General features: G+C 71.8%; 27 protein-coding genes. 14 read left to right on the top strand and 13 right to left on the bottom strand.

What is annotated here, in order from left to right; genetic code table 11:
* Positions 1–123 precede the first annotated feature (123 nt).
* The 3 genes from GVN67_RS11870 to GVN67_RS29685 all read right to left on the bottom strand — a co-directional run bounded on the left by GVN67_RS11870 (position 124) and on the right by GVN67_RS29685 (position 2,233).
* On the bottom strand, positions 124–1,080 hold the full coding sequence (locus GVN67_RS11870; protein WP_159996102.1) for an acetyl-CoA carboxylase carboxyltransferase subunit alpha: 957 nt from the start codon (positions 1,078–1,080) through the stop codon (positions 124–126).
* Between the two features lie 97 nt (positions 1,081–1,177).
* Complete coding sequence (locus GVN67_RS11865; protein ID WP_159996100.1) at positions 1,178–2,062, bottom strand: site-specific tyrosine recombinase XerD; 885 nt, start codon at positions 2,060–2,062, stop codon at positions 1,178–1,180.
* Positions 2,063–2,086: 24 nt separating this feature from the next.
* Entirely contained in the window at positions 2,087–2,233 is a 147-nt protein-coding gene (locus GVN67_RS29685; RefSeq protein ID WP_200845234.1) for a hypothetical protein, read from the bottom strand.
* A 124-nt stretch (positions 2,234–2,357) separates the two neighbouring features.
* Between GVN67_RS29685 and aroB the strand changes: the two genes are divergently transcribed.
* A complete protein-coding gene (gene aroB / locus GVN67_RS11860; protein ID WP_408906352.1) occupies positions 2,358–4,052 on the top strand; it encodes a 3-dehydroquinate synthase in 1,695 nt (564 codons plus the stop codon).
* Between the two features lie 250 nt (positions 4,053–4,302).
* Here the strand turns inward: aroB and GVN67_RS11855 are convergent, their stop codons facing one another.
* From GVN67_RS11855 to GVN67_RS11840, 4 genes are all read right to left on the bottom strand, one after another.
* Positions 4,303–5,286, bottom strand: a complete 984-nt coding sequence (locus GVN67_RS11855; protein ID WP_159996096.1) for an esterase-like activity of phytase family protein — start codon at positions 5,284–5,286, stop codon at positions 4,303–4,305.
* Between the two features lie 25 nt (positions 5,287–5,311).
* Positions 5,312–7,180 (bottom strand): cobaltochelatase subunit CobT, encoded by a 1,869-nt coding sequence (cobT, locus tag GVN67_RS11850; protein ID WP_159996094.1) that lies wholly within the window; start codon positions 7,178–7,180, stop codon positions 5,312–5,314.
* Between the two features lie 96 nt (positions 7,181–7,276).
* Entirely contained in the window at positions 7,277–8,284 is a 1,008-nt protein-coding gene (gene cobS, locus GVN67_RS11845) for a cobaltochelatase subunit CobS (protein WP_159996092.1), read from the bottom strand.
* Positions 8,285–8,393: 109 nt separating this feature from the next.
* Positions 8,394–8,816 carry a J domain-containing protein gene (locus tag GVN67_RS11840; RefSeq protein WP_368667236.1) on the bottom strand — a complete coding sequence of 141 codons (423 nt, stop codon included), beginning with the start codon at positions 8,814–8,816 and terminating at the stop codon, positions 8,394–8,396.
* Between the two features lie 283 nt (positions 8,817–9,099).
* Here GVN67_RS11840 and GVN67_RS11835 point away from each other — a divergent pair, with 283 nt between their 5' ends.
* Both GVN67_RS11835 and GVN67_RS11830 read left to right on the top strand, forming a co-directional pair.
* On the top strand, positions 9,100–9,384 hold the full coding sequence (locus tag GVN67_RS11835) for a BolA family transcriptional regulator (protein WP_159996088.1): 285 nt from the start codon (positions 9,100–9,102) through the stop codon (positions 9,382–9,384).
* Positions 9,374–11,044 carry a tetratricopeptide repeat protein gene (locus GVN67_RS11830; RefSeq protein WP_159996086.1) on the top strand — a complete coding sequence of 557 codons (1,671 nt, stop codon included), beginning with the start codon at positions 9,374–9,376 and terminating at the stop codon, positions 11,042–11,044. The genes GVN67_RS11835 and GVN67_RS11830 overlap by 11 nt, the downstream gene beginning before the upstream one ends.
* A gap of 77 nt (positions 11,045–11,121) precedes the next feature.
* On the opposite strand, the gene GVN67_RS11825 is transcribed toward GVN67_RS11830, so the two are convergent.
* Positions 11,122–11,688, bottom strand: a complete 567-nt coding sequence (locus GVN67_RS11825) for a DUF2889 domain-containing protein (protein WP_159996084.1) — start codon at positions 11,686–11,688, stop codon at positions 11,122–11,124.
* 144 nt (positions 11,689–11,832) lie between these two features.
* Between GVN67_RS11825 and GVN67_RS11820 the strand changes: the two genes are divergently transcribed.
* Both GVN67_RS11820 and GVN67_RS11815 read left to right on the top strand, forming a co-directional pair.
* Positions 11,833–12,573 carry an ABC transporter ATP-binding protein gene (locus GVN67_RS11820; protein WP_159996082.1) on the top strand — a complete coding sequence of 247 codons (741 nt, stop codon included), beginning with the start codon at positions 11,833–11,835 and terminating at the stop codon, positions 12,571–12,573.
* An 11-nt stretch (positions 12,574–12,584) separates the two neighbouring features.
* The gene (locus GVN67_RS11815) at positions 12,585–13,385 is read left to right on the top strand and encodes an ABC transporter permease (protein ID WP_159996104.1); all 801 of its coding nucleotides are present in this window, start codon (positions 12,585–12,587) and stop codon (positions 13,383–13,385) included.
* A gap of 14 nt (positions 13,386–13,399) precedes the next feature.
* Here GVN67_RS11815 and GVN67_RS11810 read toward each other — a convergent pair whose 3' ends face one another.
* Positions 13,400–13,822: a hypothetical protein gene (locus tag GVN67_RS11810; RefSeq protein ID WP_159996080.1), complete on the bottom strand. Its 423-nt coding sequence runs from the start codon at positions 13,820–13,822 to the stop codon at positions 13,400–13,402.
* A gap of 208 nt (positions 13,823–14,030) precedes the next feature.
* On the opposite strand from GVN67_RS11810, the gene GVN67_RS11805 reads away from it, so the two are divergent.
* Both GVN67_RS11805 and GVN67_RS11800 read left to right on the top strand, forming a co-directional pair.
* Positions 14,031–14,657 (top strand): histidine phosphatase family protein, encoded by a 627-nt coding sequence (locus GVN67_RS11805; protein WP_159996078.1) that lies wholly within the window; start codon positions 14,031–14,033, stop codon positions 14,655–14,657.
* 142 nt (positions 14,658–14,799) lie between these two features.
* Positions 14,800–15,654, top strand: coding sequence for a lipid-binding SYLF domain-containing protein (locus GVN67_RS11800; protein WP_159996076.1), 855 nt, complete (start codon positions 14,800–14,802; stop codon positions 15,652–15,654).
* A gap of 17 nt (positions 15,655–15,671) precedes the next feature.
* Here the strand turns inward: GVN67_RS11800 and GVN67_RS11795 are convergent, their stop codons facing one another.
* The gene (locus GVN67_RS11795) at positions 15,672–16,520 is read right to left on the bottom strand and encodes an NUDIX hydrolase family protein (protein WP_159996074.1); all 849 of its coding nucleotides are present in this window, start codon (positions 16,518–16,520) and stop codon (positions 15,672–15,674) included.
* Between the two features lie 150 nt (positions 16,521–16,670).
* Here GVN67_RS11795 and GVN67_RS11790 point away from each other — a divergent pair, with 150 nt between their 5' ends.
* The 4 genes from GVN67_RS11790 (at position 16,671) to GVN67_RS11775 (ending at position 20,305) form a co-directional block, all read left to right on the top strand.
* Positions 16,671–18,566 (top strand): ABC transporter ATP-binding protein/permease, encoded by a 1,896-nt coding sequence (locus GVN67_RS11790; protein WP_159996072.1) that lies wholly within the window; start codon positions 16,671–16,673, stop codon positions 18,564–18,566.
* A 113-nt stretch (positions 18,567–18,679) separates the two neighbouring features.
* Positions 18,680–18,934 carry a hypothetical protein gene (locus GVN67_RS11785; protein WP_159996070.1) on the top strand — a complete coding sequence of 85 codons (255 nt, stop codon included), beginning with the start codon at positions 18,680–18,682 and terminating at the stop codon, positions 18,932–18,934.
* A gap of 148 nt (positions 18,935–19,082) precedes the next feature.
* On the top strand, positions 19,083–19,394 hold the full coding sequence (rpmB, locus tag GVN67_RS11780) for a 50S ribosomal protein L28 (protein WP_159996068.1): 312 nt from the start codon (positions 19,083–19,085) through the stop codon (positions 19,392–19,394).
* Positions 19,395–19,528: 134 nt separating this feature from the next.
* Entirely contained in the window at positions 19,529–20,305 is a 777-nt protein-coding gene (locus GVN67_RS11775) for a sensor histidine kinase KdpD (RefSeq protein WP_159996066.1), read from the top strand.
* A 4-nt stretch (positions 20,306–20,309) separates the two neighbouring features.
* Here the strand turns inward: GVN67_RS11775 and GVN67_RS11770 are convergent, their stop codons facing one another.
* Genes GVN67_RS11770 through pcaH form a run of 3 tightly spaced genes read right to left on the bottom strand, consistent with a single transcriptional unit; the run spans position 20,310 to position 22,886 of the window.
* Positions 20,310–21,503 carry a 4-hydroxybenzoate 3-monooxygenase gene (locus GVN67_RS11770; protein ID WP_159996064.1) on the bottom strand — a complete coding sequence of 398 codons (1,194 nt, stop codon included), beginning with the start codon at positions 21,501–21,503 and terminating at the stop codon, positions 20,310–20,312.
* A gap of 42 nt (positions 21,504–21,545) precedes the next feature.
* Positions 21,546–22,127, bottom strand: coding sequence for a protocatechuate 3,4-dioxygenase subunit alpha (gene pcaG / locus GVN67_RS11765; protein ID WP_159996062.1), 582 nt, complete (start codon positions 22,125–22,127; stop codon positions 21,546–21,548).
* Positions 22,128–22,130: 3 nt separating this feature from the next.
* Positions 22,131–22,886: a protocatechuate 3,4-dioxygenase subunit beta gene (pcaH, locus tag GVN67_RS11760; protein ID WP_408906353.1), complete on the bottom strand. Its 756-nt coding sequence runs from the start codon at positions 22,884–22,886 to the stop codon at positions 22,131–22,133.
* A gap of 104 nt (positions 22,887–22,990) precedes the next feature.
* Here pcaH and GVN67_RS11755 point away from each other — a divergent pair, with 104 nt between their 5' ends.
* Genes GVN67_RS11755 through GVN67_RS11745 form a run of 3 tightly spaced genes read left to right on the top strand, consistent with a single transcriptional unit; the run spans position 22,991 to position 25,651 of the window.
* A complete protein-coding gene (locus GVN67_RS11755) occupies positions 22,991–23,923 on the top strand; it encodes a LysR family transcriptional regulator (RefSeq protein ID WP_159996058.1) in 933 nt (310 codons plus the stop codon).
* Positions 23,920–24,702, top strand: coding sequence for an IclR family transcriptional regulator C-terminal domain-containing protein (locus GVN67_RS11750; RefSeq protein ID WP_159996056.1), 783 nt, complete (start codon positions 23,920–23,922; stop codon positions 24,700–24,702). Before GVN67_RS11755 ends, GVN67_RS11750 begins: the two co-directional genes overlap by 4 nt.
* A 34-nt stretch (positions 24,703–24,736) precedes the next feature.
* A complete protein-coding gene (locus GVN67_RS11745) occupies positions 24,737–25,651 on the top strand; it encodes a glycosyltransferase (protein WP_159996054.1) in 915 nt (304 codons plus the stop codon).
* Position 25,652 lies beyond the last annotated feature (1 nt).

The following is a 25,652-nucleotide window of genomic DNA, read 5'->3' as shown; positions in this document are numbered from 1 at the left end:
AAGGCGAGATCCGTGCGACTTGCGCCTCCGTCAGCCAGAATAAGTCCGCCATGGCAGCACCTCCGGCTGCCATGGAATCACAGCTCCATCAGAGCGCAAGGGCAGATTTAATAGGTCCTGAGCCTAGGCGACCCCGTGCCGCCCCATTTCCAGGAACTTCTCGCGGCGGCGGGCCTTGAGGGTGCCGGCATCCAGCGCCAGCAGCGGCTCCAGGCAGGTCCAGACCTGCTGGCCCACCGCCTCCATGGCGGCGGCCGCGTTGCGATGCGCGCCGCCCAGCGGCTCGGCCACCACCTGGTCGATCAGCTGCAGCCGGCGCAGATCCTCGGCGGTCAGCTTCAGCGCGTCGGCCGCGGTGCTGGCCTGGGCGGCGTCGCGCCACAGGATGCTGGCGCAGCCCTCGGGGCTGATCACCGAATAGATGGAGTGCTCCAGCATCAGCACGCGGTCGGCCGCCGCCAGCGCGATGGCGCCGCCGGAGCCGCCCTCGCCAATGATGGTCGCGACCACCGGGACGGGCGCGTCGAGGCAGGCCTCGATCGAGCGGGCGATGGCTTCCGCCTGGCCGCGCGCCTCGGCCTCGATGCCGGGGAAGGCGCCGGCGGTGTCGACGAAGGACAGGATCGGCAGGCCGAAGCGCCCGGCCAGCTCGATCAGCCGGCGCGCCTTGCGATAGCCCTCGGGGCGGGCCATGCCGAAATTGTGCTTCACCCGGCTGTCGGTGTCGGTGCCCTTCTCGGTGCCCAGCACCATCACGGCGCGGCCACGGAAGCGGCCCATGCCGCCGATCACCGCGGCATCGTCGGCGAAGGCGCGGTCGCCGGCCAGCGGCATGAAGTCCTCGATCAGCGCCTCGACATAGGCCAGGCATTTCGGCCGGTCGGGGTGGCGGGCGACCAGCGTCTTCTGCCAGGGCGTCAGCTTGGCATAGGTCGCCTGCAGCAGTTTTTCAGCTTTGTCGGACAGGCGGCCGACTTCCTCGGCCACGTCGATGCCGCCCGCGTCGGTGGTGCGCCGCAGCTCCTCGATCTTGCCTTCAAGCTCGGCAAGCGGCTTCTCGAAGTCCAGGAAGTGACGCATCGCGATCCCGTCTGTGCATGCACCGCACCATAGAGGCGGCCGAACCGGGGCTGCCGTAGCGCAGACAGCCCGGCAAGGCCAGAGGGTTATGGGCCGCTCACCCCGGCGCCTCGGCCAGCGGGTGGTGGGTTTCCACCAGGGCGCGCAGCCGCTCCTCCAGCACCCGGGTGTAGATCTGGGTGGTGGCGATATCGGCATGGCCCAGCAGCATCTGCAGCGCGCGCAGGTCGGCGCCGCCCTCCAGCAGGTGGCTGGCGAAGGAATGGCGCAGCACATGCGGGCTGACCTTGGCCGGGTCCAGCCCCGCCGCCAGCGCCGCCTGCTTGACCACCAGCAGCAGGCTCTGCCGCGTCAGGTGGCCGGAGGCCCCATGCGAGGGGAACAGCCACTTGGACGGCTTCTTCGGGTCCTGCAGCGCCAGCGCCGCGCGCCGCGCCCGGCCGGAGATCGGCACCAGCCGCTCCTTGTTGCCCTTGCCGCGCACCAGGATCAGCGGCTGGTCCACGGCCAGCGCCTGGCGCGGCAGGCTGACCAGCTCCGAGGCGCGCAGCCCCGAGCAATAGAGCAGCTCCAGCAGCGCCACCGCCAGCGGGCCGCGCTTGCCTGGCAGGGTGCCGGCGGTCTCCAGCAGCGCCGTCACCTCGGCCGCGCGCAGGGCCTTGGGCAGCGAGCGCGGCTGGCGCGGCCGGTCCAGCAGCTCGGTCGGGTCGTCGGCGCGCACCCCCTCCGCCGCCAGGAAGCGGTAGAATTGCCGCAGGGCGGAAAGCCGCCGCGCCGCGGTGCGCGGCGACAGCCCGCCATCGGTCAGCCCGGCCAGATAGGCGCGCAGCAGCGCCGGCTGCGCCGTCGCCAGGTCACCCCCCTTGCGGCGGGCGAACGACAAGAAATCCTCAAGGTCGGCCTGGTAGGCGGCCAGGGTGTTGCGGGCGGCGCCGCGCTCGGCCGCCAGCATCTCCAGGAAGGCCTCGAGATGGCGGTCCATGGTGGCGGATCGGTGCTCGGGGCCTCAGCGGGTGCCGAAGCGCTCGTTGGGCAGGGTGCGCTCCACCGGCTGCTGACGGACCGGCGGCGGGAAGGCGCCCAGCACCAGCAGCCCGGCCAGACCGGCGAGCACCAGGACGGTGACGAGAAGGAGCAAAGGACGGCGAAACATGGTGCCCGGGGGTATCCTGCGCGCGTGGAATGTTGTGCTACCTTCCGCCCTTGTGTCACGCAACCTCGGCCTTGCCATCATTCCGCCCGCCGCAACGACGGCCCCCGAACCGCCCGCCGCCCCGATGATGGAGCCGGCGCCCGCGGTGCTTCCGATCGCCCCCGGCCGATTTACCGCGACTCCTCGCCTGACGCGCGCCGTCGTGCTGATCGGCATGCCCGGCGCCGGCAAATCCTCGATCGGCAAGCGGCTGGCGACGCGGCTCGGCCTGGCCTTCCGCGACGCCGACACCGAGATCGAGGCCGCCGCCGGCCAGCCGATCACCGAGATCTTCTCCCGCTACGGCGAGCCGCATTTCCGCGAGGGCGAGCGCCGCGTCATCGGCCGCCTGCTGGCCGGGCCGCCGCTGATCCTGGCCACCGGCGGCGGCGCCTATGCCGACGCCGAGACGCGCCGCGCCATCCGCGACTCCGGGGCGCTGGCCGTCTGGCTGCGCTGCACCATCCCCGTCCTGCTGCCGCGCGTCTCCGGCCGCGCCACCCGGCCGATGTTCCTGAACAAGGACCCCGAAGAGGTCCTGACCGCGCTGATGACCGCGCGCCACCCGCTCTATGCCGAGGCCGACCTGGTGATCGACTGCCTGGACGAAAACCCCGAAACCACCACCGACCGCGTCGAGGCCGCCTTGCACGATCACGCCCCCCCTGCCCGCCTGCCCGTGCCGCTGTCGGGCCGCGCCTATGAGGTGGTGGTGGGCGACGGCCTGCTGGCCCGCGCCGGCGGGCTGATCGCGCCCGCCTTGCCGGCCCGCCGCGTCGCCATCGTCAGCGATGCCAGCGTCGCGGGCCTGCACCTGCCGACCCTGGAGGCCGGGCTGCGCGAGGCCGGCTTCGAGATCCGCGCCAGCCTGACCGTGCCCCCCGGCGAAGCCTCCAAGAGCTTTTCCCAGTTCGGCACGCTGATGGAGGACCTGCTCGCCGCCGGGATCGACCGGCAGACGGCGGTGGTCGCCCTCGGCGGCGGCGTCGTCGGCGACCTAGCGGGCTATGCCGCGGCCAGCGCGCTGCGCGGCCTGCCCTTCGTGCAGATCCCGACCACGCTGCTGGCCCAGGTCGACAGCTCGGTCGGCGGCAAGACCGGCATCAATCTGCGCGCCGGCAAGAACCTGGCCGGCGCCTTCCACCAGCCGCGCATCGTGCTGGCCGATACCGGGGTGCTGTCCACCCTGCCCTCCCGCGAGCTGCGCGCCGGCTATGCCGAGGTCGCCAAGCATGGCCTGCTGCAAGGCGCGCTGTGGGACTGGTGCGAGGCCAACGGCGCCAAGGCGGTCGCCGGCGATGCCGCCGCGCTGCGCCACGCCGTGCTGGAAAGCTGCCGCCTGAAGGCCGCGGTGGTCGCCGCCGACGAGCGCGAGGAAAGCCCGGAGGGTGGCCGCGCGTTGCTCAACCTGGGCCACACCTTCGGCCACGCCATCGAGGCCGAATGCGGCTATGACGGCAGCCTGCTGCATGGCGAGGGCGTCGCCATCGGCCTCGGGCTCGCCGCCCGCCTGTCGGCGATCCTGGGCCTGTGCGAGGCCAGCCTGCCGGAACGGGTGGAAGCCCACCTCTCCGCCGTCGGCCTGCCCGCCCGCCTGTCGCACCTGCCCCGCCGCTTCACCCTGGCGGCGCTGATGTCGCGCATGCGCAAGGACAAGAAGGTGCGCGACGGCGCGCTGCGCTTCGTCCTGCTGCGCGGGCCGGGGGCCGCCTTCACCAAGGGCGACGTGGATCCAGCCCTGGTCGAGGCGCTGCTGCGGTCGGAAGGGGCCCAAGGATAAGAGAAGACAGGGAAAAGGCTGGGGGAATGAATTCCCCCAGGCCCCCTTCTTTTTTCTTCCGGACTGCCGTGTCCAGGTGGGGACGGGACGTGAAACGGCCCAGGGGCAGCGCGACCTGCGAGGGCGCGCTGTTTTCATATGATGGCGTCCCGCCGTGATGCCCTGGTGTCGGTCCCGGTGAAGCGACTGGGCGTTCAACGGCCAACAGACAGAAAAAAGAAGGGGTCGAGGGGAATTCATTCCCCTCGCCTTACCCCTTCCCTAAGACGCCTTCCTTCACCGTAAAAAACGCCAGAAGACCTTCCTGGAAGAACATCTCGTTATCGTCCGTGAGCAGGGCGATCCAGGTCTGGCCCTGGTGGCGGAAGCTGGTGACGCCTTCCCAGTTTTCGTGCGGCAGTTCTTCGGTCAGCAGCTCGCCCTGCAGCAGGGTGTCTTCCTGGGCCGAGGCGATCATGGCGGCGGGGATGCGCACCAGGCGGCCGCGGAAGAACTGGCGGTAGTTGAAGGCGCGCTCGGTCACCAGGACGCTGCCGTCGGGCAGGCCGCAGGCATCGGTCGCGACATAGCCACCGCGCGGGCGGTAGCCGACGGGCATCCAGTTGCCGGGGCCGCCGATCCAGGCGCGGGGCCAGCCGTGCGGTCCGGTCCACAGGCCTTCGCTGATCGCCAGCACGCGGCCATCGGCCAGCACGGCCAGGCTTTCGAGCCCGGCATTCAGCGGCGCGTTGCGCAGGTCGGCGGGCATCGACCAGATCACGCCGGGGGCGTCGATGCGCGGGTGGCGGGTGACGTGGTGCCAGCGCTCGAAGCCGATCAGCCAGGACCCGTCGGGCAGGCGCGCCAGCGACTCGGCGTCGCTGGTCAGGCGGCCGGGCGGGCTGTCGAAGAAGCCGTCATCGAGGGCGCCGTGGCGGACCTGGTCCAGCCCCTGGGGGGTGCCGTCCGCGGCGATCTGCACCTGCGCCTGCAGCCAGTAGCCCAGGTCGCTGACGGCGGTCAGCTGCAGGTCGTTGTCGATATGCAGGCCGGACCAGCCGCCGGAGCCCAGCGCCCCGTTGTTCAGCTGCAGCATGCCACGGGCGACCAGCGGGCTGGCCTCGGGCTGCGGCAAAGCGGGCACCGGGCGGGCGGCGGGGGCGCGGCGGCGCACCAGCGCGCGCGCGCCCCAGATGCTGAGCCCGCTGAGGCCCAGCCCCGCCAGCAGCAGGCTGCGCCGGTTGCGGTGGATCACGCGGCCCGGATCACATCCTGGCCCATCAGGCCAGGATGGGCGCCCGCTCGGTCGAGGCGCGCTGGAAGGCGGCGGCGGCATCCTCGTCGAACAGCTCGGCGAGCTTCTTCATCATGGTGCCGCCCAGCTCCTCGGCATCCACGATGGTCACGGCGCGGCGGTAGTAGCGGGTGACATCGTGGCCGATGCCGATGGCGATCAGCTCGGCGAAGGGGCGGCCCTCGATCTCGCCGATCACCTTGCGCAGGTGCCGCTCCAGGTAGTTGCCGGGATTGACCGACAGCGTGCTGTCATCGACCGGGGCGCCGTCGCTGATGACCATCAGGATGCGGCGCTTCTCCGGGCGGGTCAGCAGGCGCTTATAGGCCCATTCCAGCGCCTCGCCGTCGATGTTCTCCTTCAGCAGGCCTTCGCGCAGCATCAGGCCCAGATTCTTGCGAGCGCGGCGCCAGGGGGCGTCGGCCGACTTGTAGACGACGTGGCGCAGGTCGTTCAGGCGGCCGGGGTTGCGCGGCTTGCCTTCCTGCACCCAGCGCTCGCGCGACTGGCCGCCCTTCCAGGCGCGGGTGGTGAAGCCCAGGATCTCGACCTTGACCGAGCAGCGCTCCAGCGTGCGGGCCAGGATGTCGCAGCACATGGCGGCGACCGAGATCGGCCGGCCGCGCATGGACCCCGAATTGTCGATCAGCAGGCTGACCACGGTGTCGCGGAAATCGGCCTCGCGCTCGCGCTTATAGGACAGCGACAGCATCGGGTTGACGACGATGCGGGCGAGGCGGGCGGCGTCGAGCTGCCCTTCCTCCAGGTCGAATTCCCAGGCGCGCTGCTGCTGCGCCAGCAGGCGGCGCTGCAGCCGGTTGGCCAGCTTGGAGACCACGCCCTGCAGATGCGACAGCTGCTGGTCCAGTTGCTGGCGCAGGCGCGACAGCTCCTCGGCGTCGCAGAGGTCCTCGGCCAAGACCTCCTCGTCGAACTTGCGGGTGAAGGCGCGGTAGATGCTGGCATCGTCGACGGCGGGGGTTTCGCGGCGCTGCTGCGGGCCACCCGGGCGGTCCTCGCCCTCGGCGGCGACGCCTTCCTCTTCCTCGGACTCGCCCTCTTCCTCGGCGCCTTCGCCCTGCATGGTCTCGGGCTGGGCGCCCAGCGTCGGGTCGGATTCCTCGCTCTGCGCCTCGCCCTCGGCCGAGTTCTGCTCCTGGCTGGAGCTTTCGGCCCCCTCCTCGCCTTCCTCGTCCTCTTCCGCCTCGGCTTCCACCTCGGCCTCGGCCAGGTCGAGCGCGGTCAGCAGCTTGCGGGCGGCGCGGGCGAAGCCGTCCTGGTCGTCGGAGGCGGCGGCCATCTCGTTCAGCGCGCCTTCGGCCTTGTCGCCGAGGGTGTCGCGCCAGAGGTCGAGGATGCGCTGCGCCGCGGCTGGCACCGGCTCGCCGGACAGGCGTTCGCGCGCCAGCAAGGAGAGCGCTGCCGGCAGCGGCAGCTGGTCCTTGCGGGTCATGCGGTCGTAGCCCTCGGCCTCGCAGGTCTCGGCCAGGCGGGCGGAGAGGTTGGCGGCGACGCCGGGCATGGCGCGGCTGCCGACCACTTCGACGCGGGCCTGCTCGAGGGCGTCGAAGACCTCCTTGGCCTCGCGGCGGGCGGGGGTGCGGGCGGCGTGGGCCGCTTCGTCATGGTGGCGCAGCCGCAGCGCGATGGCGTCGGCGGCGCCGCGCAGCCGCGCCATCTCGGCCGGCGGCAAAGCGCGGGTGGGCAGCGGCAGGCGGGCGCGCTTGCCGGCGAGGCCGGAGGGGCCGGGCTGGAAGGCCACCTGCACCTCGGCGTTGTTCGCCATGGCGCGGAGGGTGCCGGCGGTGGCCCGCTTGAATTCTTCCTGACGGGTCAGGTCTTTGCTGCCGCTCATGCGCGCACGGGCTCCCGATAGACGGCGGGGTCCGGGGGGATCCGATCCCCCCGGCGGGTGGGTCCAGGAGGGGCGGCGCCCCTCCTGGCCACGGCGTCAGTTCTTGCGAACGAGCAGCCCGGTCGGCACTTCCTCGTTGAAGCAGCGCTGGTAGTACTCGGCCACCGTCGACCGCTCCGCCTCGTCGCACTTGTTGAGGAAGGAGAGGCGGAAGGCGAAGCCGACATCGCCGAAGATCTTGGCGTTCTCGGCCCAGGTGATGACGGTGCGCGGCGACATGACGGTGGAGATGTCGCCGGCGATGAAGCCGGCGCGCGTCAGGTCGGCCAGCGCCACCATGGCCTCGATGCGCTTGCGGCCGGCGGTGTCGCCGTCGGCGATGTTCATCTTGGCGGCGACGATGGCGCTTTCCTGGCCATGCGGCAGGTAGTTCAGGGTGGCGACGATGTTCCAGCGGTCCATCTGGCCCTGATTGATCTGCTGGGTGCCGTGGTAGAGGCCGGTGGTGTCGCCCAGACCCACCGTGTTGGCGGTGGCGAACAGGCGGAAGGCCGGGTGCGGCCGGATCACGCGGTTCTGGTCCAGCAGCGTCAGCTTGCCCTCAACCTCCAGCACGCGCTGGATGACGAACATGACGTCCGGGCGGCCCGCATCATACTCGTCGAAGACCATGGCGCAGGGGTGCTGCAGGGCCCAGGGCAGGATGCCCTCGCGGAACTCGGTGATCTGCTTGCCGTCCTTGAGGACGATGGCGTCCTTGCCGATCAGGTCGATGCGGCTGATGTGGCTGTCCAGGTTGACGCGGATGCAGGGCCAGTTGAGGCGCGAGGCGACCTGCTCGATATGCGTCGACTTGCCGGTGCCGTGATAGCCCTGGACCATGACGCGCCGGTTGAAGGCGAAGCCGGCCAGGATCGCCAGCGTGGTGTCGCGGTCGAACTTGTAGGTCGGGTCGACCTCCGGCACGTGCTCGGTAGGGATCGAATAGGCCGGCACCTCGAGGTCGCTGTCGATGCCGAACACCTCGCGCACCTTCACGGTGAGGTCCGGAAGGTTGATCGACGAGGTGGGGCGGACGTCGGAAAGGGTGGCGACCTTGGTCATAGGGCTCTCTTCGCTCTCGGCTCTCGTGGCGCGCCCCGGGGCGCATGAACGCAGGCTCGGGGCTGACGCGATCGGGTCTGGTCTCTCGCTCGTTCGTTCTGGCGCGTCGTCAGGCCGCCCGGCTGGCGGCATCCGGTCCGGCCTCGCGGCCTTCCTCGGTGGCCAGGCTGGCCAGCCGCTTGCGCAGCAGGCTGTAGGCGCGGTTGATGTCCTTCAGCCGGTCCTCGGCGGACTTGTCCCCGCCATTGGTGTCCGGATGGTAGCGCTTCGCGAGTTCCTTGTAACGGGCACGCAGCGCATCATTTTCCAGCGGCCAGCCCAGCCCCAGCATGTCGAGGGCGGCGCGCAGCTCCGGCGGCGCCTCCTTGGCCGACTTGCGCGGCGTCGGCGGCGCCTGGCCGAACAGGCCGAGCGGGTCGCGGAACATCTCGGGGTTCAGCTTGCGCTGGGCGCCCAGCCGGCCGAGCGGCCAGGTCGGCCGCTGCCAGCTGGTATCCTCGCGCAGGTTGGCCTCGATCTCGTCGGAGCTCATGCCTTTGTAGTAGTCCCAGGCCTGGTTGTAGGCCCTGACATGCTCGAGGCAGAAATGGTGATAGTCGCGCAGGCGTGATCTATCACGCGGCGCACGGAACTCTCCCGGCGCTTCACAGCCGGGCGCATCGCACGGCTTGAAGGGGGTGGAGCTGTCGGTTCGGGGACGTTCGCCGCGGCGGGCCATTTGAAGGTTTATGGTCGCGGATCGCGGAGGCCGCAAGGCGGCAGATTGCAAACCTTTCGCTTGGCAGGCGTTGCCGGTCGTGGAAAACCCCGAAGCCATGTCGACACGCGCCGAACGTATCAGGCTTCTGCTGGACGGCGCCTTCCCCGCCGCCGCGCTGGACCTGCAGGATGACAGCCACCGCCATGCCGGCCATGCCGGCGCCCGGCCGGGGGGCGAGACCCATTACACCCTGCGGCTGGTCAGCCCGGCCTTCGCGGGGATGAGCCGCGTCGCCCGCGCCCGCGCCGTGCATGCAGCGCTGGCGGCCGAGCTCGAGGGCGGGCTGCATGCCCTGTCGCTGCAGCTGCTGACGCCGGAGGAGGCGGCCCATGGCCGTTGAGACCGAGCAGCCCGCCGCCGCCGCCGCGCCGGTTCCCGGCATCATCCTGTACGAGGACGAGCACCTGCTGGTGGTGCATCGCCCGGCCGCGGGCACGCCGACCCTGGTCACCTTCGCCGACCTGACCTTCCGCCCCAGAGGCGACGCGGTCTGGGGGCAGGAGCCGGCGGAGAAGCTCGGCCTCAACACCATCGGCCTGGTGGCCAAGCGGGAAAACTGGTTTCCCACCGCCTCGGTCGAGGCGGCGGCGCCGGCGGTCCGCGCGGCGATCCACGGCCCGGCCATCGCCTATGGCTACAGCATGGGCGGCTATGCGGCGCTGAAGCATGCGGCGCGGCTGGGCTGCGAGCACAGCCTGGGCGTCTGCCCGCAGACCAGCATCGACCCGGCCGACTGCCCCTGGGACAGCCGCTTCCACAAGTTCTTCGACCCGGCGCTGCATGCCGGCATGGCGGTGGCGCCCGGCGAGGCCGGCGGCTTCGCCGTCATGCTGGCCGACCCCTACATGGCCGAGGACAATGGCCAGTCCTCGCTGCTGGTGCGCGATGCCGGGGTGCATTGGCTGCGCACCCCCTTCATGAGCCATGCCGCCATCTGGCTGCTGGTCGACAGCCGCTTCCTGGCCCAGGTGCTGCAGCTGATGCTGGCGCGCGACCTGCCGCAGCTGGCGGCCGTGATGCGCGCCCGCCGCCATGTCAGCCCGCACTGGGCCCGGCATGTCGCCAATGCCGCCTTCCGCCACGGCCATATCCGCCTGGCCAACCGGCTGTGGAAGCGGGCCAAGCGGCTGGGCCTGTCGCGCGGCATCCTGAGCGGCGACCTGCAGCGCCAGCTGGGGCTGCGCGTCGGCGAGCTGCGCGCCCGCAAGCTGCCGCGCCGCGCCCGCGACGCCGTGCTGCTGCAGACCAAGGCCTGGCCGCAGGATGCCGGGCTGCTGGGCCGCGCCGGCCACCTGCTGCTGGCGCTGTCCGAGCTGGTCGAGGCCGAGCGCATCTTCCGCGCCGCCCTGGCGCTGCGCCCCGACCTGGGCCACGCCTATATCGGGCTCAGCCTGTGCCTGGGCGGGCAGAAGCGCCTGGTCGAGGCGGTGACGCTGTGCCAGCAGGGCGTGCAGGTGATCCCGGCCGACCTGAAGCTGCGCATGCACCTGGCCACCATGCTGCTGAACACCGGCCGCGCCGACGAGGCCGAGACCCAGTTCCGCGCCGTGCTGCAGCACGAGACCACGCATGGCAAGGCGCTGCTCGGGCTCAGCCAGGTGCTGGCCGCCCGCGGCGACCGCGCCGAGGCCGTGGCCATGGCCCGCCGCCTGCTGGAAGACCCGGAGGTGGATGCCGAGACCTGCCTGTGGCTGGGCCAGCTGCTGCTCTATGTCGGCGAGCCGGCCGAGGCCGAGCCGATCTTCCGCCGCGTCCTGGCGGCGATGCCCGACAGCGGCACGGCCTTCGTCGGCCTGGCCCGGGCGCTGGAGCGCAGCGGCCAGCTGGTGCCGGCGCAGAAGGTGGCGATGCAGGGCGCGGCGCTGCTGCCGGAGGATGCCAAGGTGCAGGCCATCCACAAGCGGCTGGGCCTGCCCTCGGCCGAGCTGCTGGACCAGGAGGAAGGCCCGCCCCCCTCGCCGCTGCGCCGCTGGCTCCGCGACTTCTTCACCGCCGATTAGTTTTCAGGCTGCCGCCTTCGCGTTGGCAGGCTGGTTCCGGCACTCGGCCACCACCAAAGCGGGGCGGCGGGGCGCGTTCAGGGCTTCGCCGGCTCCGGGGTCGCGGCCGTGAAGCCGGGCCATTGCGCGGCGGTGATGCGGCTGTCCTCGGCATAGGCCAGGCAGGTGCCGACCAGCGCCGGCCGCTTGTCGCCCGGCCGCCAGTCGCCGCGCCGCGCCCGCCGCGACTCGTAGGTGGTCTGGAAGGCCACCGTCGCCAGCTGCGCCAGCATCTCCCGCAGATGGGTGCAGCCCAGCGTGCCGCCGACCCGCTCGGCCACGGCCTTGTTGAAGCCGCCACCGATCCGCAGGCCGGCCAGCCGGGCAAAATTCGGCGCGGCGTCGGGGCACATGCGATAGGGGCTGTGCTCGGTCACCGCCTCGCAGTGGTGGATCAGCATCTCGTCATCGATGGTCAGGCGGATCCGCATGCCGTGCAGCGGCGCGTCCGGCGCCACGCCGCGATCGATGGTGGTGAAGCCCTGGTCCTTGGTGTCGACCAGGTGGCCCTCGATGTCGAACAGCCCGTCCTCGCGGGCGAAGCCGCGCATCTCGATGACGCGCCGGTGCAGCGGCCGGCGCGCGGCCGGCGGGGAGAGGGGCATGGCAGGCTCCCGGCATGGTGCGACGCAATATTCCTGCCTGACCTATGCCACGCCGCATCGCGCCGGGCCAAGCCGGCCCGCCGCATGGCTGCCGCGCCCGCCCCCCTGGGAAACCCACGCCGCTCCCGCCTATTCTGCTCCGGGATGAATGACGCCGTGATCCGGGCCGAGGGCCTGACCAAGCGCTACGACGCCACCCTGGCGGTCGATGGCCTGAGCTTCGCCCAGCCGCGCGGCAGCACCTGGGGGCTGCTGGGCGGCAACGGGGCAGGCAAGAGCACCAGCATCGCCATGCTGCTCGGCCTGCTGGTGCCCAGCGCCGGGCGGATCACCGTGCTCGGCCAGGACATGGCCGGCGACCGGTTCTCGGCCCTGGCCCGGATGAATTTCTCATCGCCCTATGTCGCCCTGCCGGCGAAGCTGAGCGTGGCGGAGAACCTGCGGGTCTATGCCCATCTCTACAATGTCCGCGGCGCCGAGGCCCGCATCGCCGAGCTGGCGGCAGAGCTGCAGCTGACAGACATTCTCGACCGGCCGGCCGGGCAGCTTTCCGCCGGACAGAAGACCCGGGTGGCATTGGCCAAATCGCTGATCAACCGGCCGGAGCTGCTGCTGCTGGACGAGCCCACCGCCAGCCTCGACCCCGACACCGGCGACTGGGTGCGCAGCTGGCTGGAACGCTACCGCGCCGCCTCCGGCTGCTCGATCCTGCTGGCCAGCCACAACATGGCCGAGGTCGAGCGCCTCTGCGACCATGTGCTGATGCTCAAGCAGGGCCGGCTGGTGGCCGAGGGCAGCCCGGCCGAGCTGGTCAGCCGCTTCGGCCGCGACAGCCTGGAGGATGTCTTCCTGGACATCGCCCGCGACCGGAGGGTGCAGGCGTGAGCGGCGCGGGCATGGGCGGTGCGGGCCGGCGGGTCTGGGGCCTGGTCTACCGGCACCTGGCGCTCTACCGCCGCTCCTGGCCGCGGCTGCTGGAGCTGGCCTATTGGCCGGTGCTGCAGATGCTGGTCTGGGGCTTCGTCACCGCCTACCTGGCCGGGGTGCAGCAGAACACCGCCAGCGTCGCCGCCGGCATCCTGCTGGGCGGCGTGCTGCTGTGGGAGGTCGCCCTGCGCAGCCAGATGGGGTTCGCCCTCTCCTTCCTGGAGGAGGTCTGGAGCCGCAACCTGGGCCATCTTTTCGTCAGCCCGCTGCGCCCGCGCGAGCTGGTGGCCGGGCTGATCGCCATGAGCACGCTGCGCATGCTGTTCGGCGTGCTGCCGGCGGTGCTGCTGGCCTGGCTGCTCTACGGCTTCGGCCTGTTCGCGCTGGGGCCGGTGGTGGTGCTGTTCTTCGCGGCGCTGATGATGATGGGCTGGGCCGTGGCGCTGGGCGTCACCGCCATGATCCTGCGCCATGGCGCGGGGGCCGAGCCGCTGGCCTGGTCGGTGCTGTTCGGCCTGACGCCCTTCGCCTGCGTCTTCTACCCGATGTCGACCCTGCCGCTGCCGCTGCAATGGGTGGCCAGCGCCCTGCCGGCCGCGCATGTCTTCGAGGGCATGCGCATCGTTCTGCTGGAAGGCCGGGTCGATACCGGCCACCTGGTCGCCGCCTTCGCGCTGGACGCGCTGTGGCTGGTGGTCTTCGCCCGGGTCTTCCTGGGGCAGTTCGAGGCGGCGCGGCGCAGCGGCGCGCTCAGCAACCTGGGCGAATAGCCGTCGCCCGCCGCTCAGCCGAACCAGAAGCGGCCGTTTCCGGGCGGGCGCGGCTCGGGGGCGGGGTCCGGCTCGGCGGGAGGGTCGTCATCGCCCAGGATGGCGCTGGTGTCGAAGCCGATGCCGCCGGTGCCGTGCAGGCTGAGCCGCAGCGCCATGGTCGAGGCCAGCGACAGCAGGGCATTGGGCTCCGGCGTTTCCGGCCAGCCGGGCAGGCGCATGCTGAAGGCCAGGCTGGCGGCATGGTCGGTCCAGGCCGGCAGCGACAGCCCCTCCCCCTCCAGCGCGGTGATGCCCAGATGCTCCAGCCCATGCGGCGCCAGCCCGCTCTGCCCGCCCAGCAGCCCCTGCAGGTCGAAGGCCCCGGCGCCGCCGGGGGTGGCGAGGTCGGGCGCGGCCTCGGCGGGGGTGCGCGGCGTTTCCGGCGGGTTGGGCATCATGCGCTCCTGCGGCCCCGTCCTGGGGCGGATGGCGGCAGCGCGGGCGGATCGCACCCTGCACGGCCGGCCCGGCCAGTCTGCGGCGGCGGCATGAAGATCCGGTAAAGACAGCCCGGATCGCCGGAGGCCCGCGGCGGAGCCGCCATTCCCGCCCGCGAGCCCGCCGCCATTCCCGCCCGCCAACAAACCGGCTACAGCCGGCGTCGTGACCCAGACCCGTTTCTTCCTGATCCGCCACGCCCTCGTCGAGCCCTCGGCGCGCCTCGTGATGTATGGCGACATGGATGTCGCCGTCTGCGCCCTGGCCATGGCGCAGGAGGCCGCGACCTATCGCTGGCTGGCCGCGCGGCTGCCGGCCGGCGCGCGCTGGTTCCACACCCATCTGTCGCGCACCCGGGCGACGGCGGCGGCGATCTTCGCCGCCGGCCATCCCGAGGCGCCGCTGAGCGTCGAGCCGCGCTTCGCCGAGCAGCATCTCGGCCAGTGGCAGGGCATCACCCATGAGGCGCTGACCGGCCTGCTGCGCGACCCGCCGCATCCCTTCTGGCCGCATGGCGCCTTCGAGCGCCCGCCCGGCGGCGAAAGCCTGGAGGATGTGGTCGCCCGCATCGGCCCGGCGCTGGAGGAAATGGCCGAGGCCCATGCCGGCGGCGACGTGGTGATCGTGGCGCATGGCGGCTCGATCCGCGCGGCCCTGGCCCATGCGCTGAAGCTCGACCCGCACCAGGCCTTCCAGTTCTCGGTGAAGAATCTGTCCCTCACCCGGCTGGAGAACCATGACGGGCATTGGCGGGTGATGTCGGTCAACGAGGAGCCGGGCGTGGTGGGCTGAGCCGGTAGCCCGCGGCTCCACACCAGCATTTCATCGCCGAGGCGCGCGCCGGGGCCTCTCCGCCCCCCGCTCCGCACAAGTTGGGCTTGCCTTGCGCGGGCCGGGAGTTCATGTCTCCACAACAGCTTGGCGGAGGAAGTTCATGCGCCGTTCGATCTTTGCCTCGATCCCTGTCCCTGCACGCGGCCTGGCACGCGGCGTGGCCCTGGCGGGTCTGGCGCTGCTCGCTTTCGCCCGTCCCGCCGCGGCCCAGGTCGAGGAGCAGGCGCTGGTCGACCGCTCCACGCTGGCGGTGCAGGAGATGCTCGGCGCCGGCGACGGCAACGCGGCGCATTTCAACGACGCCATCACCCTGCTGCGCCGGGCGCGGGCCGTCATGGTCTGCCCGCGCATCTTCCGCGCCGGCTTCATCCTGGGCGGCCAGGGCGGCTCCTGCCTGATGCTGGCGCGCGACGGCGCCGGCTCCTGGTCGTCGCCCGCCTTCTACAGCCTGGGCAGCGGCAGCATCGGCTTCCAGATCGGCGTGCAGGACGCCATGGTCATGATGATGGTGCTGACCGACAAGGGCCTCTCCGCCCTAATGGACAGCCAGTTCAAGATAGGCGCCGACGCCTCCATCGCGGTGGCCACCATCGGCGGCGGCATCGCCGGCTCGACCACGGCCGCCGTCGGCGCCGATATCGTCACCTTCGCCAAGACCCGCGGCCTCTATGCCGGCATCGCGCTGGACGGCTCGCTGATCAGCAGCCGCAGCGACGCCAACCGCGCCTATTACGGCCAGGACTACAGCGCGCGGCAGCTGGTGGTGGACATGGCGGCGCACAATCCGGGCGCCGACCCGCTGCGCGGCGCGCTGCTGCGCTACGGCACGCAGAACGCGCCGACGGCGGCGCAGCAGATGCAGCAGCCGTCGCCCAGCTACCAGCAGGCCCCCGGCTACCAGCCGCCGCCGGCCTACCAGCCCAGCGGCGGCGTCACCGCGACGCCGCTGCGCTGAGCTGAGCTGAGTCGCGCCTAGACCCGCAGGGAGGCCGCCATGGCGCGGCCTTCCGGCGTGGTGGCGTCGATCAGCCCCTCGCGCAGGAACAGGTCGATCAGCACCAGGTTGACGTTGAACTTCACCTGGTCGCTGTCGCGCACCAGCTCCATGACGCGGGCGATTGGCCACAGCTCGAAGCGCTCGACCTCGTCGTCACACGGGGTGGGCACCACATCCTCGGGCAGGTCCAGGTCGAAGACATGCAGCGTGTCGCGCCGCATGCCCTCGGCGGTCTTCATCACATAGGACAGCGCGCTGGCGCGGCGGGCGCGGACGGTCAGCTCCGGCGCCAGCCCGGCCTCCTCGGAGGCCTCCTTGATCAGCGTCTCCTCCATGGTCAGCCCGGCCGGCGCGCCGCCGGCGACGATATTGTCCCATTCCCCGGGGGCGACCGCCTTGGCGCGCGAGCGCTTGCCCAGCCAGAGATGCAGCCCGTCGGCGCGCCGCACCAGCCCGTTCAGGTGCACCCCCTGCGCGATCACCCCGAAGGCCGGGATGGCGCCGCGGTCCAGCGTCGCCAGCACCGGGCCGTCGGTGGTCGCCCGCACGTCGAACAGCTCCTCCCGCAGCTTGAGGTAGCCGGCCTTCTCCAGGCCGATGGCGGCGTCGGCCAGGATCGATTCGCGCGCCGCCCGGCTGCGCAGCCGGGCCGGCAGCGACACCCCCTCGGCGTCGAAATGGAAATCGCGCGGGCGATAGGCCAGCCAGCGGGCGAGGTCGGGCTCGAGCCAGCCCACCTGCTCGGCGCCGATGCGAAACGGGAAATATCCGGCCGGCGAGGCCAGGTTGTTGCAGGCGGCGATATGCCGGGCAAATCCATCCATGCCCCTGTCTTGCGCTGCTGCCGCGCCGAGGCAAGGGGGCGCGCGCCGGCCGCCATGGCCCCGCTTCATGGCCGGGTTGTCATGACCATGGGGTTTTCCCGCCCGGCGACTCCGGCCATGTAACGCGGGACAACTGGAGACGACCCCCCTGTGACAGCTTCCCCCGCCGCGCCGGCGCGGCCGCGCGGCCATTTCGCCACGCTGCTGACCCTGGCGCCCTATCTGTGGCCGCCGGGCCAGACCGCGCTGCGGGCCCGCGTCGTCGTCGCCCTGATCCTGATGGTGGCCGCCAAGGGCGCCAATGTGGTGGTGCCCATCGTCTATGCCCGGGCGGTCGACGCGCTGGGCCCCAAGGCCGGCACGGCAGCCGCCATGGTGACGGTACCCGTGGCGCTGATCCTGGCCTATGGCCTGCTGCGGGTCACCAGCTCCTGGCTCGCCGAGCTGCGCGACGCCATCTTCACCAAGGTGCAGGCCCGGGCCGGGCGCGTCATCGCGCTGAACGTGTTCCGCCACCTGCATGCGCTGTCGCTGCGGTTCCACCTGGACCGGCAGACCGGCGGCATGAGCCGGGTGATCGAGCGCGGCACGCGCGGCATCAACTTCGTGCTCGACTTCATGCTGTTCAACATCATCCCCACCCTGATCGAGATCCTGCTGGTGGCAGGCATCCTGTGGGGCATGTTCGAGCTGTCCTTCGCCCTGGTGACGCTGGGCACCATCGGCCTCTACATCGCCTTCACCCTGGTCTTCACCGACTGGCGGCTGCGCTTCCGCCGGGCGATGAACGCCATGGACCAGGAGGCCAACACCAAGGCCATCGACAGCCTGCTGAACTACGAGACGGTCAAGTATTTCGGCAACGAGAAGCATGAGGAGCGGCGCTACGACGCGACGCTGGCGCGCTACGAGCACGCCTACACCCGCTCCGAGGTGACGCTGAACTACCTGAACATGGGCCAGGCGGCGATCATCGCCATCGGGCTGACCGCCGTCATGCTGATGGCCGCCCAGGGGGTGGCCTCGGGGCGCATGTCGGTCGGCGACTTCGTCCTGGTCAACACCTACCTGATCCAGCTGTATTTGCCCCTGAATTTCCTGGGCTTCGTCTATCGCGAGCTGAAGCAGGGCCTGGTGGACATGGAAGAAATGTTCACCCTGATGCGGGAGAAGCAGGAGGTGGCCGACGCCCCCGACGCCACCCCGCTGAAGGCCGGCCCCGGCGAGCTGGTCTTCGAGGATGTCCGCTTCGGCTACCGCCCCGACCGCACCATCCTGAAGGGCGTCTCCTTCACCGTGCCCGCTGGCAAGACGCTGGCCATCGTCGGGCCGACGGGGGCCGGCAAGTCGACCATCTCCCGCCTGCTGTTCCGCTTCTACGACCCGCAATCGGGCCGCATCCTGCTGGATGGCGAGCCGGTCGCCGGCATCACCCAGGAAAGCCTGCGCCAGGCCGTGGGCGTGGTGCCGCAGGACACCGTCCTGTTCAACGACACCATCCGCTACAACATCGCCTATGGCCGGCCCGACGCCGAGCCCGAGCTGGTCGAGGCCGCCGCCCGCCTGGCCCAGGTGCATGACTTCGTGATGAAGCTGCCGGAGGGCTACGAGACCCGGGTCGGCGAGCGCGGCCTGAAGCTGTCGGGCGGCGAGAAGCAGCGGGTGGCGATCGCGCGCACCATCCTGAAGGATCCGCGCGTGCTGATCCTGGACGAGGCCACCAGCGCGCTGGACACCCGCACCGAGCAGGAGATCCAGGCGGCCCTCAAGCGGGTCTCCACCGGCCGCACGACGCTGGTGATCGCGCATCGCCTGTCCACCGTGGTCGAGGCCGACGAGATCATCGTGCTGCAGGACGGCCAGATCGCCGAGCGCGGCGGCCATGTCGAGCTGATGGCCAAGGGCGGCCTCTACGCCCAGATGTGGCGCCGCCAGTCCGAGGCGGTCGCCGCCGCCGAGGCTGCCGCCGCCGCCCAGGCCGCCGCCCGCGCCGCCGGGGTCGAGGCCGACGAGGGCCGCCCGCCGGCGCACGACCCGCGCGGCTGACCCGCTTTTCCCGCCGCGGAGGGGGCTGCCCTGCGCGGCGGGGGCTTTTGCCGGGGCCGCGGTTTGACTATGTGCAGCCCCGAGTGTGACTGACCGTATCAGGAGGGCATCAGATGCAACTCGACCCCCAGGGCGTGGCCCCCGAAGACCTCAGCCATGCCGGCTCCGTGGTCGACAAGGCCATCGAATACATGCTGGAGCAGAACATCGCGCCGATCTCGGTGGCCTCTGCCCTGCTCGGCGGCGCGCTCGGGCTGATGGCGCGCACCATGCGCGACGAGGCGATCGCCAATGTGCTGCGCAGCGCGCTGGCCTCGGTCGAATCCGGGGAACTCGCGGAAATGCGCCAGTCGGTGCCGAATTCCTGAGGGCAAGCCGCTAAATTCGGGGCCTGGGCGCCGGCCGGGCCGCTCGAATCCTTGACTCTCCCCAGGCGCCGGGCCATACGCCCGGTCTGTTTTTCATATTGGGTCCGCGGCCTGCCGCGACCCCGATCGTCTTTTGAAGGGTAGCGCCATGGCTCGCCGTTGCGGCATCACCGGCAAGGGCGTGCTGACGGGCAACAACGTCAGCCACGCCAACAACAAGTCCCGTCGCCGGTTCCTGCCGAACCTGCAGGAGACTTCGTTCTTCTCCGACGTCCTCGGCACCTCGGTGCAGATCCGCATCTCCACCAACGGTATCCGGACCGTGGAGCACAATGGCGGCCTGGACTCCTTCCTGCTCGGCACGCCGAACCGCAACCTGCCGCCGGAGGCGATGACGCTGAAGCGTCGCATCCAGAAGGCGCAGGAGAAGAAGGCCGCGGCTGCCCCGGTCGCCGCCTAATTCTGTCCGGTTGCGCCGCCCTCGATGGGGCGGCGCGGCGGAATGCCAGGTTTTGAAACGCGTCGGGCGGAAGCCCGGCGCGTTTTGCGTTCGGCCTTTACGAAGTTTTAGGCGACATCGCGCAGCATGAGCGCATGTCGTCTTATTGGCTCTCGATCCCCCTGTTCCTGGCGCCGCTCGCCGGCCTGCTGCTGTGGCAGGCCTTCAGCCGCCGCCGCGCCGAGGCCCGTGCCGCCCGCATGGCGCATGAGCTGTCCGACCGCAGCCGCCAGTTCAACCTGGTGGCGCAGGAGCTGCGCGGCCTGGGGCTGACGCTGATGGGCCGCTCCGGCGCGCATCCCGACCCGCAGCTGGAAAACCACGCCCGCGCCCTGCTGTGCCTGGCCGCCGACGTGCACGACGTCGCCGCCCACCAGGCCGGGCCGCGCGTGGTCAAGGACTGCGCCACGCCGCTCGCCCCGCTGCTGCGCCAGGCGATCGAGCAGGTCTCGCTGACCCTCTCTCCCGGCCGGCGCGAGTTCCGCCTGGGCGAGGGGCTGCACGACGCCGTGCTGCTGGCCGATGCCCGGGCGCTGCGCGGCGCCCTGGTGCAGGTGCTGACGCGGGCGGTGCGCCACACCCGCGAGGGCGATTCGATCGTCCTCCAGCTGGTCCGCAGCGCCGAGACGGTGGCCATCACCGTCGAGGACGAGGGCGCGGGCCTGGCCGCGGAGGATCTGGGCGCCGCCAGCGACGGCCAGGGCACCCGCGGGCTGAACCTCGGCCTGATGGTCGCCCGCCAGCTGCTGCACGCCCATGAGGGCGAGCTGACCATCGAGGCGGTGCAGGGCATCGGCGCCCGCGCCTGGCTGACCCTGCCGCGCCGCCGCCTGCTCGCCGAGGACAGCGCGCCGAGCCGGGTGGGGGCGTGAACCCCTACTCCTCGTCCGGAAACGGCAGCCCGACGTAATTCTCCGCCAGCGCCGTCGCCGCGGCGCGGGAGGTCGCGATCTGCTCCAGCTGCGCCTCGCGCAGCCGGGTGTCGAAGGGCGTCTCGCCCGGGTCGCGGTGCAGCATCCGGGTCATGAAGGCGGAGAAGCGCTGTGCCTGCCAGACGCGGGCGAGCGCCGTGTCGCTATAGGCCTCCAGGCCCTGGGCCTCGCCGCGATGGACCGCGCGGGCCAGGGCGCGGGACAGCACCAGCACATCGGCCACCGCCAGGTTCAGCCCCTTGGCCCCGGTGGGCGGCACGATATGCGCGGCGTCCCCGGCCAGGAACAGCCGTCCATGCCGCAGCGGCGCGCAGACGAAGCTGCGCAGCGGGATCACCGATTTCTGGAAGATTTTTCCGCGGGCGAGCTCCCAGTTATCCACCCCCAGCCGGGAATCCAATTCGCGCCAGATGCGGGCATCGTCCCAGGCCTCGACCGGATCGGCCGGGTCGCATTGCAGGTACATCCGCTGCACCGTCGCCGACCGGGTCGAGAGCAGGGAAAAACCCTCGCCCTGGCTGGCATAGATCAGCTCGGGCCAGGAGCGCGGCGCCTCCACCAGCACCCCCAGCCAGCCGAAGGGGTACTTCTTCCCGTATTCCTGCCGGATCGAGGCGGGGATGGCGCCGCGGCCGATGCCATGGAAGCCGTCGGCGGCGACGACATAGTCGCAGTCCAGCCGGTCGACGCTGCCCCCCGGCGTCTCGAAGACGATGGAAGGCTGCGCGCCCTCGATCCCTTCCACCGCGCGGGCCGGCGTGTCGAACAGGATCGAGCCCGGCGCCGCGGCCAGCCGCGCGGCCACCAGGTCCTTCAGCACCTCGTGCTGGGCATAGACGGTGACCGCCTTGCCGCCGGTCAACGCGGCAAGATCCAGGTGCAGCCGCTGGCCGCGCCATTGCAGGGTGATGCCTGCGTGGCGGGACGCCTGGCGCAGCATGCGCGCGGCGAGGCCCAGCTCCTGCATCAGCGCCGCCACGCCATGCTCCAGCACGCCGGCGCGGATGGTGCCCTCCACGGCGTCGCGGGAGCGGGCCTCCAGGATCAGGCTGTCGATGCCGGCCCGGGCCAGCAGATGCGCCAGGAACAGCCCGGCCGGGCCGCAGCCGATGATCCCCACCTGCGTCCTGCGCGCCATTCGCCCCTCCCGGTTTTCCGGGAGAGGCTAGCGGAAGCGGGGTCACATATCGAAGAAAACGGTCTCGCCCTCGCCCTGCAGCCGGATGTCGAAGCGGTAGGTGGGCACCTCGCCCCCTTCGACCCGCTGAGCCACCAGGGTGGCGCGGCGGCCGGTCTGCTCCACCGCCCGCAGCACGGGGTCGGCGGCCAGCGCCGCTTCGTCCTCGGGGAAGTAGAGCCGGGTGTGCAGGTGGATGTTGATGCCGCGGGCGAAGATCAGCAGCGAGACATGCGGCGCCTGCGGCTTGCCGTCGCGCCAGGCGACCGTGCCCGGGCGGATGGTGTCGAATTCCCACTCGCCGGTCTCGGAGGACGCGGCCGCACGGCCCCAGCCCGAAAAATCAGGCGCGTTGTGGCGGCCGGCGCTGTCGGCCTGCCACAGCTCCAGCATGGCGTCGCGCACCGGATGGCCGGAGCCGTCCCAGACCACGCCCACCAGCTTCACCCGCTCGCCGGGGCCGGGGATGACGTGCTGCTGCTCGTCCTGCCGGATCTCGAGGCCGGCGAAGGCCGGCATGGTGCCGATATGGACGTAGGGGCCACCGGTCTGCGACGGGGTCTCTTTCAGATATTCGATCGGCATGGCTCAGTGCCCCTCCGGCTTGGTCTCGAAGAAGGTCTGCCGCCGCCCGCGCAGCACGATGTCGAAGCGATAGGCCAGCGAATCGAAGGGCACGCTCATCTTCATGTCGAGCTTGGCCACCAGCCGGTCCTGCGCGTCCTTGTCCGGCAGGGTGGCCAGGATCGGGCAGAGCGGCACCAGCGGGTCACCCTCGAAATACAGCTGGCTGACCAGCCTTTGCGCGAAGGCGTCGCCGAACAGCGAAAAGTGGATATGCGCCGGCCGCCAGTCGCTGCCGTGGTTGCGCCACGGATACGGACCCGGCCGGATCGTCCTGAAAAAGTAGTTGCCGTCATCGTCGCTCATGCAGCGCCCGGCGCCGCCGAAATTCGGGTCCAGCGCGGCGAGATAGGCGTCGTTCTTGTGCCGGTAGCGCCCACCGGCATTGGCCTGCCAGATCTCTATGAGCGTGTTGCGCACGGGCCGGCCGGTCTCGTCCAGCACCTTGCCGAAGACGATGATCCGCTCGCCCACCGCCTCGCCGCTCTTGGCGTAGTTGCGGATCAGGTCGTTCTCCAGCGGCGCCAGGATCTTCGCGTCGAACTTCGGGCCGGCATTCTCGCCCGGCCCCGGCTCCAGCGACACCAGGGCGAAGCGCGGGCTGCGCAGCACGCTGGTCTTGTAGCCGGGGGTGAAGGCCGGCGCATGCAGCGAGCGGTCGCGCTTGATCACGTCGCCCCCCGATCCGGGGCCGAAATTGGAGCCGCCACCCGCGGGCAGCGTGGTGTGGGACATGGTGTTTCCTCCGCGGGCAGGGGCCCCGCATGGGCGCCAGTCTGCGCCCGGCATTTCCATGAAGGAACCGGGTTGCTAGCATATGATGCATGAATGGAATCGATGCTTTGGCGCTGGATGGCCATGCGCTGCGGCTGTTCCTGGCGGTGCTGGAGGAAGGCTCGGTCACCGGCGCCGCGTCACGGCTCGGCCTCAGCCAGTCGGCCGCCAGCCACGGGCTGATCCGGCTGCGCGGCCTATTGGGCGACCCGCTTTTCGTCAAATCCGGCCGCGGCATCACCGCCACGCCGCATGCCCGCAGCCTGGCCGGCCCGGCCCAGGCGCTGCTGGACGGGCTGCAGGGCCTGGCGCGCCCGGCCGACTTCCTGCCCGCCAGCGCCCGGCTGTCGCTGACCATCGCCGCCAATGACTTCCAGCGCGACCTGCTGCTGCCCGCCTTCTTCGCCCGGCTGCGCGCGGCGGTCGCCTCGGTCAGCCTGCTGGTGGTGCCCTCCGGCGCGCCCTCGGCGGCGCTGCTGCGCGAGCGCGGCTGCGACCTGATCATCACCCCGATCCCGCCCGCCGGCACCGACATCCTGCAGAAGCGGCTGCTGACCGACCGCTACCGCTGCTTCTACGACCCGGCCTGCCGCCCGGCGCCGCGCGACGCCGCCGACTACCTGGCCGCCCGCCACATCACCGTGCTGCATCCGGAGGGCGAGGCGCTGGAATTCGACCGCCGGCTGGAGGCCGAGGGCATCGCCCGCGACATCGCGCTGCGCGTCCCCGGCTTCACCGGCATCTTTTCCTTCCTGCGCGGCGGCGAGATGCTGGCCACCCTGCCGGGGCTGCTGCGGCATGGCGGGCTGGCCGGCCTGTCCAGCATGCCGGTGCCGCCGCTGCTGGGCGCCGCCGAGGAGCCGCTGGACCAGCTGCCGCTCTACATGGCCTGGCACCGCCGCGACCAGCAGGACCCGCGCCATGCCTGGCTGCGCGCCCAGCTGGTGCAGGTCGCCGCCGAGGTGGCGAGGGCGCGGGCATGAACCGCCACCCGGCGCAGAAGCCCGAGCCGCGCGACCTGCTGGGCGGGTTGTCGCGCGGCCTGGCCGTGATCGAGGCCTTCGACCATGACCGCCCGCGCGCCAGCATCGCCGAGATCGCCCGCGCCACCGGCCTGACGCGGGCCAGCGCGCGGCGCTGCCTGCTGACCCTGGTGGAGCTCGGCTATGCCGAGAGCGACGGCCGCGGCTTCCGCCTGACGCCGCGGGTGCTGCGCCTCGGCGGCGCCTGGCTGTCCAGCGCCAGCCTGCCCGAGCTGCTGCAGCCGCAGCTGGAGGCGGTGCGCGAGGCCACCGGCGAAAGCTGCTCCGCCGCCATCCTGGACGGGGCCGAGGTGGTCTATGTCGCCCGCGCCTCGACCCGGCGGATCATGTCGGTGAGCCTCTCGGTCGGCAGCCGGCTGCCGGCGCATTGCACGGCGCTGGGCCGGGCGCTGCTCTCGGCCCTGCCCGAAGGCAGCCTGGAGCACCTTCTGGCCAGCCTCACCCCCGAGGCGCTGACCGCGCATACCCGCACCACCCGCCCGGCGATCCGCGCCGCCGTCGCCGAGGCCCGCGCCCGCGGCTATGCCCTGGTGGAAGAGGAGCTGGAGCTCGGGCTGCGCTCGCTGGCCGTGCCGGTGCGCGACCAGCGCGGCCGCTGCGTCGCGGCGATGAACATCGGCGTGCAGACGGCGCGGGCCAGCGACGCGGTGGTGCAGGAGCGGCTGCTGCCCGCTTTGCTGGACGCCGCCGCCGCGCTGCGCCGGATCATCCCGGGTTGAAGCCCCTCCCCCTCGCCGCCTATTGCTGGCGGTGATGACGCCCCTGCCGATCCTGCTCGCCACCTATGACGGCGCCCGCTTCCTGCCCGCCCAGCTGGACAGCCTGGCCGCCCAGCGCGACGCGCCGCCCTGGCAGCTGCTGTGGCGCGACGACGGTTCCTCGGATGCCACCGTCGCGCTGCTGCAGGCCTTCCCCGGCGCGCGCCGGCTGCAGGACGAGGCCGGCCGCCAGGGGCCCGGCGGCAGCTTCATGCGGCTGCTGGCGGCCGCCCCCGACGACGCCCCGGCGTTTTCCTTCTGCGACCAGGACGATGTCTGGCTGCCGGACAAGCTGGCCCGCGCCTGGGCCTGGATCGCGGCCCAGGACCCGGCCCGCCCGGCGCTGTATTGCGCCCGGCAGCAGCTGGTCGATGCCGCGCTGACGCCGATCGGCCTGTCGCCGGCCTTCCGCCGCGCCCCCGGCCTGCGCAACGCGTTGGTGGAGAACATCGCCGTCGGCTGCACGGTGATGCTGAACGCGGCGGCGCGGCGGCTGGTGCTGGCGGCGCCGCCGATGCCGGCGGCCTCGATGCATGACTGGTGGTGCCACCTGCTGGTGGCCGGCGCCGGCGGGGCGATCATGGCCGATTCGGAACCCGCGCTGCTCTACCGCCAGCATGGCGGCAACAGCGTCGGCGCCGCGGTCTCGGTCTTCGGCCGGGCGCGCGGCGCGCTGCAGCGGGGCGCGGCGCGCTTCGCCACGACGCTCGCGGCGCATCTCGACGCGCTGGCGGCGGCAGCACCCCTGCTGACGGAGGAAAACCGCGCCCTGGTCGCCCGGCTGCGGGTGCTGCCGCATCTGCCGCGGCCGGCGCGGCTGGCCCTGCTGGCGCGCAGCGGGCTGCAGCGCCAGCGCCTGGCCGACCAGGTCTTTCTCTATGCCCTGATCGGCGCGGCGCCGCGGATCTGAC

Source organism: Roseomonas sp. 18066, assembly GCF_902706185.1.
GTDB lineage: Bacteria > Pseudomonadota > Alphaproteobacteria > Acetobacterales > Acetobacteraceae > Pseudoroseomonas.
This window is presented reverse-complemented; position numbering and strand designations above follow the sequence as displayed.

What these genes read in the sequence shown, in the direction of transcription:
- GVN67_RS11810 (WP_159996080.1), bottom strand. Translation starts at nt 13,822, where the DNA reads ATGCCCAACCCGCCGGAAACGCCGCGCACCCCCGCCGAGGCCGCGCCC.
- GVN67_RS29685 (WP_200845234.1), bottom strand. Translation starts at nt 2,233, where the DNA reads ATGTTTCGCCGTCCTTTGCTCCTTCTCGTCACCGTCCTGGTGCTCGCC.
- GVN67_RS11825 (WP_159996084.1), bottom strand. Translation starts at nt 11,688, where the DNA reads ATGCCCCTCTCCCCGCCGGCCGCGCGCCGGCCGCTGCACCGGCGCGTC.
- GVN67_RS11870 (WP_159996102.1), bottom strand. Translation starts at nt 1,080, where the DNA reads ATGCGTCACTTCCTGGACTTCGAGAAGCCGCTTGCCGAGCTTGAAGGC.
- GVN67_RS11835 (WP_159996088.1), top strand. Translation starts at nt 9,100, where the DNA reads ATGTCGACACGCGCCGAACGTATCAGGCTTCTGCTGGACGGCGCCTTC.
- GVN67_RS11795 (WP_159996074.1), bottom strand. Translation starts at nt 16,520, where the DNA reads ATGGATGGATTTGCCCGGCATATCGCCGCCTGCAACAACCTGGCCTCG.
- GVN67_RS11750 (WP_159996056.1), top strand. Translation starts at nt 23,920, where the DNA reads ATGAACCGCCACCCGGCGCAGAAGCCCGAGCCGCGCGACCTGCTGGGC.
- aroB (WP_408906352.1), top strand. Translation starts at nt 2,358, where the DNA reads ATGATGGAGCCGGCGCCCGCGGTGCTTCCGATCGCCCCCGGCCGATTT.
- GVN67_RS11785 (WP_159996070.1), top strand. Translation starts at nt 18,680, where the DNA reads ATGCAACTCGACCCCCAGGGCGTGGCCCCCGAAGACCTCAGCCATGCC.
- GVN67_RS11865 (WP_159996100.1), bottom strand. Translation starts at nt 2,062, where the DNA reads ATGGACCGCCATCTCGAGGCCTTCCTGGAGATGCTGGCGGCCGAGCGC.
- cobT (WP_159996094.1), bottom strand. Translation starts at nt 7,180, where the DNA reads ATGAGCGGCAGCAAAGACCTGACCCGTCAGGAAGAATTCAAGCGGGCC.
- GVN67_RS11840 (WP_368667236.1), bottom strand. Translation starts at nt 8,816, where the DNA reads ATGAGCTCCGACGAGATCGAGGCCAACCTGCGCGAGGATACCAGCTGG.
- GVN67_RS11770 (WP_159996064.1), bottom strand. Translation starts at nt 21,503, where the DNA reads ATGGCGCGCAGGACGCAGGTGGGGATCATCGGCTGCGGCCCGGCCGGG.
- GVN67_RS11815 (WP_159996104.1), top strand. Translation starts at nt 12,585, where the DNA reads ATGGGCGGTGCGGGCCGGCGGGTCTGGGGCCTGGTCTACCGGCACCTG.
- GVN67_RS11800 (WP_159996076.1), top strand. Translation starts at nt 14,800, where the DNA reads ATGCGCCGTTCGATCTTTGCCTCGATCCCTGTCCCTGCACGCGGCCTG.
- GVN67_RS11830 (WP_159996086.1), top strand. Translation starts at nt 9,374, where the DNA reads ATGGCCGTTGAGACCGAGCAGCCCGCCGCCGCCGCCGCGCCGGTTCCC.
- pcaG (WP_159996062.1), bottom strand. Translation starts at nt 22,127, where the DNA reads ATGCCGATCGAATATCTGAAAGAGACCCCGTCGCAGACCGGTGGCCCC.
- GVN67_RS11775 (WP_159996066.1), top strand. Translation starts at nt 19,529, where the DNA reads ATGTCGTCTTATTGGCTCTCGATCCCCCTGTTCCTGGCGCCGCTCGCC.
- GVN67_RS11820 (WP_159996082.1), top strand. Translation starts at nt 11,833, where the DNA reads ATGAATGACGCCGTGATCCGGGCCGAGGGCCTGACCAAGCGCTACGAC.
- GVN67_RS11755 (WP_159996058.1), top strand. Translation starts at nt 22,991, where the DNA reads ATGAATGGAATCGATGCTTTGGCGCTGGATGGCCATGCGCTGCGGCTG.
- rpmB (WP_159996068.1), top strand. Translation starts at nt 19,083, where the DNA reads ATGGCTCGCCGTTGCGGCATCACCGGCAAGGGCGTGCTGACGGGCAAC.
- GVN67_RS11745 (WP_159996054.1), top strand. Translation starts at nt 24,737, where the DNA reads ATGACGCCCCTGCCGATCCTGCTCGCCACCTATGACGGCGCCCGCTTC.
- cobS (WP_159996092.1), bottom strand. Translation starts at nt 8,284, where the DNA reads ATGACCAAGGTCGCCACCCTTTCCGACGTCCGCCCCACCTCGTCGATC.